At 40.0% G+C, this 11,202-nt stretch carries 11 protein-coding genes and 1 pseudogene; 5 read left to right on the top strand and 7 right to left on the bottom strand.

The annotated features are described in order from the left end of the window. Nucleotides 1–49 precede the first annotated feature (49 nt). Entirely contained in the window at nt 50–466 is a 417-nt protein-coding gene (locus tag B2W36_RS17075; protein WP_293888887.1) for a hypothetical protein, read from the bottom strand. 415 nt (nt 467–881) lie between these two features. Between B2W36_RS17075 and rpsL the strand changes: the two genes are divergently transcribed. The 4 genes from rpsL (at nt 882) to rpsJ (ending at nt 4,479) form a co-directional block, all read left to right on the top strand. Beyond that, nucleotides 882–1,295 (top strand): 30S ribosomal protein S12, encoded by a 414-nt coding sequence (gene rpsL / locus B2W36_RS17070; protein ID WP_002993550.1) that lies wholly within the window; start codon nt 882–884, stop codon nt 1,293–1,295. Nucleotides 1,296–1,314: 19 nt separating this feature from the next. Continuing rightward, entirely contained in the window at nt 1,315–1,782 is a 468-nt protein-coding gene (gene rpsG / locus B2W36_RS17065) for a 30S ribosomal protein S7 (RefSeq protein WP_046671863.1), read from the top strand. Between the two features lie 135 nt (nt 1,783–1,917). After that, nucleotides 1,918–4,041 carry an elongation factor G gene (fusA, locus tag B2W36_RS17060; RefSeq protein ID WP_293888883.1) on the top strand — a complete coding sequence of 708 codons (2,124 nt, stop codon included), beginning with the start codon at nt 1,918–1,920 and terminating at the stop codon, nt 4,039–4,041. Between the two features lie 132 nt (nt 4,042–4,173). Further along, nucleotides 4,174–4,479 (top strand): 30S ribosomal protein S10, encoded by a 306-nt coding sequence (rpsJ, locus tag B2W36_RS17055; protein ID WP_028070501.1) that lies wholly within the window; start codon nt 4,174–4,176, stop codon nt 4,477–4,479. Nucleotides 4,480–4,550: 71 nt separating this feature from the next. On the opposite strand, the gene B2W36_RS17050 is transcribed toward rpsJ, so the two are convergent. Next, on the bottom strand, nt 4,551–5,144 hold the full coding sequence (locus tag B2W36_RS17050) for a porin family protein (RefSeq protein WP_293888881.1): 594 nt from the start codon (nt 5,142–5,144) through the stop codon (nt 4,551–4,553). A 94-nt stretch (nt 5,145–5,238) separates the two neighbouring features. On the opposite strand from B2W36_RS17050, the pseudogene B2W36_RS17045 reads away from it, so the two are divergent. Then, a pseudogene (locus B2W36_RS17045) lies at nt 5,239–5,395 on the top strand (30S ribosomal protein S10); the annotation flags it as partial. A 73-nt stretch (nt 5,396–5,468) separates the two neighbouring features. On the opposite strand, the gene B2W36_RS17040 reads toward B2W36_RS17045, so the two are convergent. The 5 genes from B2W36_RS17040 to B2W36_RS17020 all read right to left on the bottom strand — a co-directional run bounded on the left by B2W36_RS17040 (nt 5,469) and on the right by B2W36_RS17020 (nt 11,200). After that, nucleotides 5,469–5,672: a hypothetical protein gene (locus B2W36_RS17040; protein ID WP_293888879.1), complete on the bottom strand. Its 204-nt coding sequence runs from the start codon at nt 5,670–5,672 to the stop codon at nt 5,469–5,471. 11 nt (nt 5,673–5,683) lie between these two features. After that, entirely contained in the window at nt 5,684–7,225 is a 1,542-nt protein-coding gene (locus B2W36_RS17035) for a DUF4434 domain-containing protein (RefSeq protein WP_293888877.1), read from the bottom strand. A gap of 34 nt (nt 7,226–7,259) precedes the next feature. Then, a complete protein-coding gene (locus B2W36_RS17030) occupies nt 7,260–8,627 on the bottom strand; it encodes a hypothetical protein (RefSeq protein ID WP_293888875.1) in 1,368 nt (455 codons plus the stop codon). A gap of 4 nt (nt 8,628–8,631) precedes the next feature. Beyond that, nucleotides 8,632–9,735, bottom strand: coding sequence for an SGNH/GDSL hydrolase family protein (locus B2W36_RS17025; protein ID WP_293888873.1), 1,104 nt, complete (start codon nt 9,733–9,735; stop codon nt 8,632–8,634). A gap of 67 nt (nt 9,736–9,802) precedes the next feature. Next, the gene (locus B2W36_RS17020; protein ID WP_293888872.1) at nt 9,803–11,200 is read right to left on the bottom strand and encodes a hypothetical protein; all 1,398 of its coding nucleotides are present in this window, start codon (nt 11,198–11,200) and stop codon (nt 9,803–9,805) included. Between the last annotated feature and the right edge of the window lie 2 nt (nt 11,201–11,202).

The following is an 11,202-nucleotide window of genomic DNA, read 5'->3' as shown; positions in this document are numbered from 1 at the left end:
GTATTGATTAAAGTCAATACCGCTTTTTTTGGAATAAGAAAGGAAAAAATTATTGTTTCGTTCCTTCGAAAGTATAAAAGATATCACCTGCATTTGTTTCCTCTCCTTGACAAAGAAGCGTTTTATTTTTTACATCAAATAAAAATGATCCTTCTGGAGAAACACCAGCTGTTTGAATAGATATGTTCATATTATTCACAACATTAAATTGTTTTACAGGAAGGTTTAAAGATTTATCTGACACCTCAGCTTTCAATACACCGTCTGAGACCTTTGTTACTACAAGTATTTTATCGAACATTTTATCAACTCCCGCAATTTTAATTGATCCTTTATACGTACCTACAGCAGCATCAATACTACCACTTGTCGGAACGGTATTATCATCATCTTTCGAACATCCAACAAAAGCGAAGGTTACCAAGGCCAATACAACCGCATACATTAATTTCATTTTCATTTTCATAACTTGAATACTTTATCTGTTTTTACTAAATAATTTTATCCGTGTTTATCAAATGCTTTGCCAAACAGCACGCAAAAACATGCAGACTACACAATATACTTGGAAACAAGTAGAAAAATAATTTCGGGCAAAAGACTGTTATTAAGTGTAATACCAAGGGAAAACAGATCCGCAGCAGCTATTATTCCAAAATTATTGTTGATTCAGGATATACCAATTACTAGCATAGACTGTCTATATTTCAGGACAAAAGAGTTCTGCATAGGGATAGGACAGCGTAATGACGAATTAGAGGTCCTATTTCGAAAAAATAATCTAAATATTATATAGTAACTATTTCATATTCAAAAGGGAATCAGTATCTTTGCGAACTTAAAATAATTTAGGTACAAAATTTATAAACAAAAACAGGTAAATGCCTACTATTCAACAATTAGTTAGAAAAGGTAGAGTAGCTCTGGTTGATAAGAGTAAGTCACCAGCGTTGGACTCCTGTCCACAGCGAAGAGGTGTATGTACACGTGTATATACTACTACCCCTAAAAAACCAAACTCAGCAATGCGTAAAGTAGCTCGTGTACGTTTAACAAACGGTAAAGAGGTCAACGCTTACATCCCTGGAGAAGGTCACAACTTACAAGAGCACTCGATCGTTTTGATCCGTGGTGGTCGTGTTAAGGATTTACCAGGTGTGCGTTACCACATCATCCGTGGTGCATTAGATACTTCAGGTGTAGCAGGTCGTAACCAACGTCGTTCAAAATACGGAACTAAGCGTCCTAAACCAGGACAAGCAGCTGCAGCTCCAGCAAAAGGTAAAAAGAAATAATTAAACGGAGGAAAGAAAAATGAGAAAATCAAAACCGAAAAAGAGAATCATTTTACCTGATCCAAAGTTTAACGACGTTCAGGTAACACGTTTCGTAAACAATATGATGGTAGATGGTAAAAAATCCATCGCGTATTCTATTTTTTACGATGCAGTAGAATTAGTAGAACAAAAAACACAAGAAAGCGGTTTAGAAGCTTGGAAAAAAGCTTTAAACAACGTTATGCCTGCTGTTGAAGTGAAATCACGTCGTGTGGGTGGTGCAAACTTCCAAGTTCCTATGGAGGTTCGTCCAGACCGTAAAATTGCTTTAGGTATGAAATGGTTAATTTCGTACGCTCGCAAACGTGGTGAAAAAACAATGTTCGAGAAATTAGCAGGAGAAATCATTTCAGCTTCTAAAGGTGAAGGTGCTGCTGTTAAGAAGAAAGAAGATACGCACAAAATGGCGGAAGCTAACAAAGCGTTCTCACACTTCAGATTCTAATTTTGAAGACATTCAAAAAAATATGATTACACCGACCTCCGATAAAAGAACAATCCTTTATCAAGGTCGGTGTACTTATTTAACATTACATTTAAACACATAAGGCCCTTGTACGGCCAGTTGCTTAAAAATATTATGGCAAGAGATTTAAAATTCACTAGAAATATCGGTATCGCTGCTCACATCGATGCTGGTAAAACTACAACAACTGAGCGTATCCTTTATTACTCAGGTGTAAACCACAAAATTGGTGAAGTTCACGAAGGTGCTTCAACAATGGACTGGATGGAGCAAGAAGCTGAGCGTGGTATCACAATTACTTCTGCTGCTACAACTGTATTCTGGAACTACCGTGGTAGCAAATACCAAGTAAACGTAATCGATACTCCAGGACACGTGGATTTCACGGTTGAAGTAAACCGTTCATTACGTGTATTAGACGGATTAGTATTCTTGTTCTCAGCTGTTGATGGTGTTGAGCCTCAATCTGAAACAAACTGGCGTTTAGCGGATGGTTATAAAGTACCTCGTATCGGTTTCGTTAACAAAATGGACCGTTCAGGAGCTGACTTCTTGAAAGTTGTAAAACAAGTTAAAGATATGTTAGGTTCTGATGCAGTTGCTTTGCAATTGCCTATCGGTGCGGAAGATAGTTTTAAAGGTGTAGTTGACTTAATCAACAACCGTGGTATCGTTTGGAATGAGCATGATAAAGGAATGACTTTCACTGAAGTTCCTATTCCTGATGATATGGTGGAAGAAGTTGCCGAATACCGTGAGAAATTATTAGAAGCTGTTGCTGGTTATGATGAGACTTTGATGGAGAAATTCTTCGAAGATCCAGATTCATTGACTGAGCGTGAGATCTTAAATGCGTTACGCGCTGCTGTATTGGATAACTCTATCGTTCCTATGGTTTGTGGTTCATCTTTCAAAAACAAAGGTGTTCAAACCATGTTGGATTTGGTGATGGAATTATTGCCTTCTCCTCTTGATGTAGAGGCTGTAAAAGGAACTAACCCTGATACAGGCGAAGAAATATTACGTAAACCATCTGTAAACGAACCATTCGCTGCTTTAGGTTTCAAAATCGCGACTGACCCATTTGTAGGTCGTTTATGTTTTATCCGTGCTTATTCTGGTAAGTTAGATGCAGGTTCTTATGTATTGAACACACGTTCAGGAAACAAAGAGCGTATCTCTCGTATCTTCCAGATGCACGCGAACAAACAAAACCCTATCCCTTTCATTGAGGCAGGTGATATCGGCGCTGTTGTAGGTTTCAAAGACATCAAAACTGGTGATACACTTTGTGACGAAAAAGCTCCTATCGTATTGGAGTCTATGACTTTCCCTGAGCCAGTAATTGGTTTGGCAATTGAGCCTAAAACTCAGGCTGACGTTGATAGATTAGGTATTGGTCTTGGTAAATTGGCTGAAGAGGATCCAACATTCGTTGTAAAAACTGATGAAGAAACTGGTCAAACAGTAATCTCTGGTATGGGAGAGCTCCACTTAGAGATCTTGATCGACCGTTTGAAACGTGAATTTAAAGTTGAGGTTAACCAAGGTGCTCCTCAAGTATCTTACAAAGAGTCTATCAATGGTACTACTGAGCACCGTGAAGTATTCAAAAAACAATCAGGTGGTCGTGGTAAATTCGCGGATATCAAAGTTGTTATCTCTCCAGCGGATGAAGATTTCGATTTAACAAAATCACCTCTTCAATTCGTTAATGAAATCGTTGGTGGTAAAATTCCTAAAGAATTTATCCCTTCAGTTCAAAAAGGATTTGAAACTTCAATGAAAAATGGTGTGTTAGCAGGATTCCCATTATCAGGAATGAAAGTTCGTTTGATTGATGGTTCATTCCACGCTGTCGATTCAGATTCATTGTCTTTCGAATTAGCTGCTCGTCAAGCATACCGTGAAGGATTGCCTAAATGTTCTCCAGTGTTAATGGAACCAATCATGAAGATTGAGGTTTTAACACCTGAAGAAAACATGGGTGATGTAATGGGTGACTTAAACCGTCGTCGTGGTCAAATGCAAGGTTTGGATTCACGTAATGGTGTACAAGTAATCAAAGCATTGGTTCCACTTTCTGAGATGTTCGGTTACGTAACACAATTACGTACAATCACTTCAGGCCGTGCTACATCTACAATGGAATTTGATCACTTTGAAGAAGCTCCTCGTAACGTTGCTGAAGAGGTGATTGCAAAATCAAAAGGTAAAATCAAAGGTTCTGTAGAATAATATAGAACATAGATAGAGGAACAAAGATGAAGTACTGTTGTAATTTGTCTTTGTTCTTTAATAAAATATTAAATAAACACCGATTGCTAGTTGTGAATAGCTCTAATTAGCAGTCATTTTAAATAAATAAAAATGAGCCAAAGAATCAGAATTAAATTGAAATCTTACGATTACAATTTGGTTGACAAATCAGCTGAAAAAATCGTAAAAACAGTAAAACCTACAGGTGCAGTTGTTAGTGGTCCTATTCCATTGCCTACTGAGAAAAAAATCTATACGGTATTACGTTCACCACACGTTAACAAAAAAGCACGTGAGCAATTCCAATTGTGTGCTTACAAAAGATTGTTGGATATCTATTCATCAAACGCTAAAACTGTTGACGCATTGATGAAACTTGAATTGCCTTCAGGTGTTGAAGTAGAAATCAAAGTGTGATAGATTTCAGTCACTGAAAAAAGAAAGGGCTTTTCTTGCGAAAAGCCCTTTTTTGTTATTTATATTTTTTTTTAGAACTGGTATCCAACACCTACTGAGAATACGCGGTTTTTAACCGATTCACCATCGACAGGTTTTTTGGCCATATTGGTAAGTCCTAATCCATAACCAGCATTGATCAAGAAACCATCTGTTAGTTTGTAACCACCCAATAAATTTAAACCAGCATCGAAGGTCTTTATATTAGCATCACTGAAGCTCATACCTTCACTTACATTCCCTAATTTTGCTTTAGCGTGAATACCAAATCCAGCATAAGGACCTGCGCCTAAAAATACGTTACCAGAATTTCCTGTTGGAATAGAATATACAAAATTGACTGGTACTTCAATGTACATTAAATTTAATTTTGTATCATCAAAATCTTTACCACCTTTACCCTGGAAGGACACTCCAGGTTGAATACTAAAGCTATTCGCTAAAGGCACATCCGCATATCCGGTAACATAAAAATTAGTAGCGTTATTAGATATAGTAGTAATGTTTCCTCCTTTTGCTATTAACTTTGCGAAGTTAACACCAGCCTTTAAACCATAAGAAGTCTGTGCTTTTGCTCCAGCAACAAAACATAATGCCGCGGCGATTGTTAGTAATTTTCTTTTCATTAAAAATAAATTAAATATAAAACAAAAATACAACATAATTTAATTAAATACAATAAAATAGTAATCTCTGCAAGATATTCTAAAAAAATCTTAGATAATAGGTCTACCACATGTTAACAAAAATGCACGTGAGCAATTCAAATTGTGTGCTACAAAGATTGTTGGATATCTATTCATCAAACGCTAAAACTGTTGACGCATTGATGAAACTTGAATTGTCTTCAGGTGTTGAAGTAGAAATCAAAGTGTGATAGATTTCAATCACTGAAAAAAGAAAGAGCCTTTCGTAAGAAAAGCTCTTTTTTGTTGTTTATACTTTTGTGACTAGAATTGGTAACCGACACCTACTGAGAATACGTAGTTTTTAATCGATGCACCATCGAAAGATTCTTTATCCATACTGGTGAGTCCTAATCCATAACCAGCATTGATCAAGAAACCATTTGTTAGTTTGTAACCACCCAATAAATTTAACCCAGCATCGAAACGTTGCACTCCGTTCTCATCACCACTATTCGCAAAATGCATTTATTGCCAATCTATTTATCAATACGAGGGTTAACCAATATTTCATCACATACTATCCGGAAATTAACTTCTCGTTCTGCGACAACCTTCACGTATCTACCTGTTGTTTTTAATTTAGCGGTCGAAGCGATGTCGATCCAACAATCATGTTTATCATTTTTTGACGCAGATAGGTTTATAGTTTGCAGGTGATTAAATTGTTTTCCATCCTTAGAAACATAAAAATGTACTGCTGCAGGCAATAAGATACCCGCAGGGCGATAGTGCAGAAACCGTGCTGCTAGTGAATTAATAGGCAGTTGTTTCTTCAGATCAAGTATAACACCCATATTCTGATTTCCAAAATCCACCCAATTTAAGTCATCGGTGTGCTCCTCGCCCAACTTACCATCTGTTAATTTATCATAAACAACGGATTTTGCAAAATTACCTTCGACCTTTATGTCTGCACCTATTGCATAGTGCATTACGTCGCCTTTAAATGTTGCCTCCAGCAAAGGCCAACGTCCTTTGCGCTGCTTCCAATCTGTAAAATCGATGAACGACTGTGCCGACTCGATGGGCTGACCAATTGGCATAATCGAGTTTGCATCATCGATAATACCATAAACTGAAAAACTGATCACATTTTTTGCTCCCGCCAGTGAAGCGGCAACAAGCTGCGACAGGTAGCGTGGAAAAGCAGCTGGAATCAACGCAGATTCTCGAGAGTTGTCCTCCTTCTGCCAGGTAAACGATTCGATATTGGACCAAAATTCTATCCCTGTGTCTTCATGTATCTTGCCCAGTTTTTTAAAGTTTTCCCTAACACGTGGCAAAGGCATCGGTTCGCGCACGCAGCCAACTTCATCCTGATAGGCGATGATATCGACGTTTAGCTTCTTGATCTGTTGGGCAAACTTTGGATCTTCCAACGCGGCGTAACAAACACCATAAGGTGATATCATCACTTTCTTACCCGGAGTTAAAATTTTGGCTATCCCTGTAAGTGTATTTGCAGCATGGACCGCTTCATCAGAAAGAATAGGTTCCATGCTATCCTCCACAGGAAGATACCAGCCGTAGAATGATTTGTTTCTCGCGAATAGAGCGGCGGTTTCTTGCATAATACGTTGTTGCAATGCTTTAATCTTCGGATCACGTATGTTATCGTCCTGATTTTCAGCCCAACCACAACTCATAAACACATGCATGCCATATTGATCTGCAGCCTCCATGATGGCCTCAACAGGACTTTGTTGCCCCGCTGGATACGCTGCCGGCATAAAAGAGGAAGGGTAGAATGCTTTGCCGTCGTTGGCCACCGCCATGAGAACGAGATACCTGAGGCCCATCTGCGCGTATTCCTCAATTTTTGTTTTCCAGAATGCTGGCGCAAGACAATCGACATGCGCCGGATTCATGTATTTATTGCGTACATCTTGGTAGGGTAAATTAAGCCATGTACCTTTTAATGCTTTTAAGTCCTGTGCCTGGAGCTTTACAGCAACCGCGGCAGTCAACAAACTAACGACAAACAAAAAGCATCCTATTTTAACGAATAATCTTTTCATGATATTTAGGCAAAATTTTAGTATAAAAATATAATTAATTGATATAGAACCAGCCCAGCCCTTTTTCTGTATAAACCATTTTCCAGTGCGCATCTACCTCTTTTATCAGTGCTAATGGTACGATGGCATCGCTAATCACAGCTGATTGCAGCGAAGGATCCCTATAGAGTTTTCTTGGCACCGGATTGTCGATATTATTTTTTGGCCAGATACCTTCTTTTTTTGAAAAGGCGTATTCGTAAGCCACATTGCTATAGTACCCCGATTGCAGCGCTAGATCAAAAAACGGCAACCACCAAATTGGGTATCGCTTTTCTACAGACGGATTACTGTAGCCCAAGGAGACGATATCTGCCTGGATACTCAATGCAACCTTTGGGTTGGCTGCCTGTATGGCCTTAGCAAAAGTGGCATAATCCTGTAGATAGTTGTAAGGAAGTTTAGGATCCAGCCAATCCTGGGCTGCGGTTTGCAAAACCATGACATCCGGCTGTACTTCTTCGGCAAGTGCAGGCATATCTAAGCCAAAGTGTTCGCGAATTTCAGCAATGGTGCCTTGTCTAATGCCCATCCCCCATATCGCATAAAGGACATCGGCATTAACCTCTTTAATGGCCTTCTTTATCTGCTTGTTAAAAGACAAAATTGCGTCTGCTCTAAAATCCATCCACTTGCTATAAACAGCCGGATTCTTTACGATGTAATCAAAAGAAACAGTCGCCAATCCAGATCCTATATATTTCTCGGTAAACTTTTTTCGCGCAAACGCGCTCACATCACCATAAAAACCATTTCCATTCAATGTTTTCCATTCGGGAAAGTAACTTTCCGCAAATTCGACGCCATCCACCTCGTAATTTTGCAAGATGCGCTTCACGCGATTTATTTGCCAATCGACAAACTCCGGTCTGTGGAAAGAAAAAAACTTGATACCAGGATTTGGATAAGGTTTAAGGAACTCCATTTGCCAGTCGCTCGGCAGGTCAGAATTGCCATAGATACAGTTCCCGAGCAGCATAAACCAAACAGCAATTTTTTCTGCTTTAAGAGCCTGCAAATACGCAGGCTTCAACAATTGGTCATTCCTACTGCCATCCCAGTTACCAACTATAAAAAAATGTACCGATCGTACATTGGCCATACGAAGATCAGCAACCAGCGTCTCTGGGGAGATCTGTTGTTGGTAAAGCATCTCCGGATCAATCTGTATGGAGTTGCCTTTTATCTTTTTTAGTGCAGGTGTTTCAATAAATAATCCCTTTTCGGAACCATTCGGCTGTTCGGGCGTAGGAATTATTGGTGGGTCTGGTGCTGTTGCACCGCAACTGGGAAGGACACCAACGATCAGCACTAGATATAATAATCTATGCCAATAGGATGTAAATTTGTAAATTTTCATCATAACGTTATTTTATAACTCGGTCTTCCAGTGACCAATCCATTACCGTAGCCACATAGGGCACCAAAAAAGTAGCCATCTTCCGCTGCCCACGTACGCCAGGGTGCCAAGCAGCTCCCATATCCGAATCATTGTTCATAACGTTTTTTAAGGAAGCTGTATGGTGCAGATTGGTGTCTCCAGCGCGTTCTACAATTTCGGCAATGTAGCGTTCAACCGGATCAGCTAAACGAGATACGACACATAAAATTTTCACCTCGGGACCATATACACTCCGCAATTGTCTAATAATGCGGAGATACGCTTTTTCAAATGTTGTTTGCGAAGGAATTGGTTGCGTAGAAAAATCGTTCGATCCCAGATTGATAATAACTAAATCAGGTTTGTACTGATCAAATTTATAGCGTGTGGATGAATCGCTATTCAAGGTATTCAACATGGCATCCTTCATGGTGTATCGAGAACTCGTTAACGTATCGCCATAGTTTCTAGCTGCACCACGTCCTGAATGTGCAATCAGGGCATAGTCTGTTTGAAAGTACCGCGCCAGTATGCAAGCGTAGGTCTTGTCCGCATTTTCAGTTTCCACACTAAAGTCCTGCTCTCTGTTCGTTCCATCTGCGCCATATCCTACCGTAAAAGAGTCGCCGATGAATTCTATAAATCGAGCTGGTCGAGACACAACACCATCGAGTAAAGACTTATTGCCGAGCATAAAACGTTTTATCGTCGTGCAACCGAACTCGCCTTCCGAGCGTTTTTGTACACGTACGTGATATGCCTTGTTGCCTTTCAGGTTTGAAACGATCGTAATCACTGTATCCCTGCTATTGATCAGAAAAGTCTTCTCTAGTCTACCATCAACGAAAACATTGTAATAACTTTCCCCTGTATCCGAAGCGCGCATGGCGACAGATTGTCCGGTCAACTTAAACTCAAAATAAGTTCCAACCCAATCAAAAGTCACGTCGTTAGATGCATTGGTAATCGTCCGTCCGACATATGTGACTTGTGGTGTATTTGCTGGGAGCTGTCGCACCGCTCTGTCCTGTGAAAAGCATTTGCAAACACAGCCCAAAACAAAGATTAAAATCGCTGCTATTTTTTCCATCGTATAAAAAAAGAGGTAACACGTTATCTCTAAGGATAACGCGTTGAATTTTGTTGCTTTATCTAATTTACCTGTTATAACTCATGTCGTAGGCCATCACGCCGGCGTACGCTTTATCATTTGTTGCCATGGTAGCGAAGATTGAAATCTTTCTACCCACCACACGTACATCGATATCGCCGTAGCGATTGTAGTTTGTACCACCATAGGCGTCCGATTCGAATAACATAAAATCACGGTAAGATGGAGAATCTGCTAGCAGCAGCATTTTGTTTGGGTCTGTAATATCATAGACCTTAATGTGGGTTGCATCCCAAGCGAAAAAGCCCTGTGTAAGGATAGCCATAAACTGATTTCCATCGACATTAAACACTTCGAAGTCTAAGATTTTATAATAATGGTTTGATGAGGCCATTTGAACGACATCCATTGTCGGTGTAAATTTAACAAAGCGGCTTCCTTTTTCCCGGTTGGCATCTGAAGCCACGTAGTTACAGTATGTCAGGTAGTGATCAGAATTATCGTCCAAAGATTTACGCTGTACGGTTGCAAATGTCCATGGAGCAGCCGCTGCATAGCGAATAACCGTTGGGTTTGAATTCACGACCACACCGTCGTTAAACTCCCAATAGTAAATCTGATTATTGACCGCCGGTGCTGTTGCATAAACATACGATTTCCCTTGCTTTAAATTACCGATGATAGAGATTTTACGTCCTAGCTCGGCTGGAGCTCCATCTGCAGCAGTATAGTTCAAGATAAGCTTCGGCTTACTATCCACATCCTCGTAGTAATATAACATCAATCCTGCCGAATAGATATTGTATCGGTTGACCACAAAGTGATCCGCGTCATCTGCGCTCACCTGCATACAGAATGTTGTTGGCGCAGGGATAGTCTTCACATAGGCTCCGTCGCTAGCGTTGTACACCCGCACACCTACTGTTTCTCCCAAATTGCCACCCGAAAAATCGGCAACCAATAGTTGATCTTTTACCACTGTCATTCCAGAGATATTGGTGCGAAGTATCCCCATTTTGTCAGCAGTATAGAACCAGCGTTTCTTGAATGTTGTGCGTGGAAGGGTTGGCACAGCCTTGATAATATGGCGCTTGCTATTTCCGTCACCATCAATCACCCGTACCGCTAGCGGATGGGTAAAGTCCATCACACCTGTCAGCGCCGGCTCCATGCGGGCATTATTTTCCAAGCTAGCTGTAGCTTTTAACTTGGAAATGTCAATAGGTTCTTCCTCTGTTGTTGGTACTTCGACATAGATGGTATCTCCATCCGCATAAGGTCCAGTATTTTTAGCCATGTACTCTGTAGTCTGTCCTGGAATAGCCAACATGAAATTTAACAATCCACGATTAAATTCCGCATCTTTATGCAATTCCACTTTTTGGCAGGATAGCAAACTGAGGATAAACAACAGCGGCAGTGTATATTTTAGATAATTTTTCATCG

The sequence above is a fragment of the Sphingobacterium sp. UBA3549 genome (assembly GCF_002376635.1).
Classification (GTDB): Bacteria; Bacteroidota; Bacteroidia; order Sphingobacteriales; family Sphingobacteriaceae; genus Sphingobacterium.
This window is presented reverse-complemented; position numbering and strand designations above follow the sequence as displayed.

Coding starts and splice junctions, on each gene's coding strand:
- rpsG (WP_046671863.1), top strand. CDS start 1,315: ATGAGAAAATCAAAACCGAAAAAGAGAATCATTTTACCTGATCCAAAG.
- B2W36_RS17030 (WP_293888875.1), bottom strand. CDS start 8,627: ATGATGAAAATTTACAAATTTACATCCTATTGGCATAGATTATTATAT.
- B2W36_RS17025 (WP_293888873.1), bottom strand. CDS start 9,735: ATGGAAAAAATAGCAGCGATTTTAATCTTTGTTTTGGGCTGTGTTTGC.
- fusA (WP_293888883.1), top strand. CDS start 1,918: ATGGCAAGAGATTTAAAATTCACTAGAAATATCGGTATCGCTGCTCAC.
- B2W36_RS17020 (WP_293888872.1), bottom strand. CDS start 11,200: ATGAAAAATTATCTAAAATATACACTGCCGCTGTTGTTTATCCTCAGT.
- B2W36_RS17050 (WP_293888881.1), bottom strand. CDS start 5,144: ATGAAAAGAAAATTACTAACAATCGCCGCGGCATTATGTTTTGTTGCT.
- B2W36_RS17075 (WP_293888887.1), bottom strand. CDS start 466: ATGAAAATGAAAATGAAATTAATGTATGCGGTTGTATTGGCCTTGGTA.
- rpsL (WP_002993550.1), top strand. CDS start 882: ATGCCTACTATTCAACAATTAGTTAGAAAAGGTAGAGTAGCTCTGGTT.
- rpsJ (WP_028070501.1), top strand. CDS start 4,174: ATGAGCCAAAGAATCAGAATTAAATTGAAATCTTACGATTACAATTTG.
- B2W36_RS17035 (WP_293888877.1), bottom strand. CDS start 7,225: ATGAAAAGATTATTCGTTAAAATAGGATGCTTTTTGTTTGTCGTTAGT.
- B2W36_RS17040 (WP_293888879.1), bottom strand. CDS start 5,672: ATGCATTTTGCGAATAGTGGTGATGAGAACGGAGTGCAACGTTTCGAT.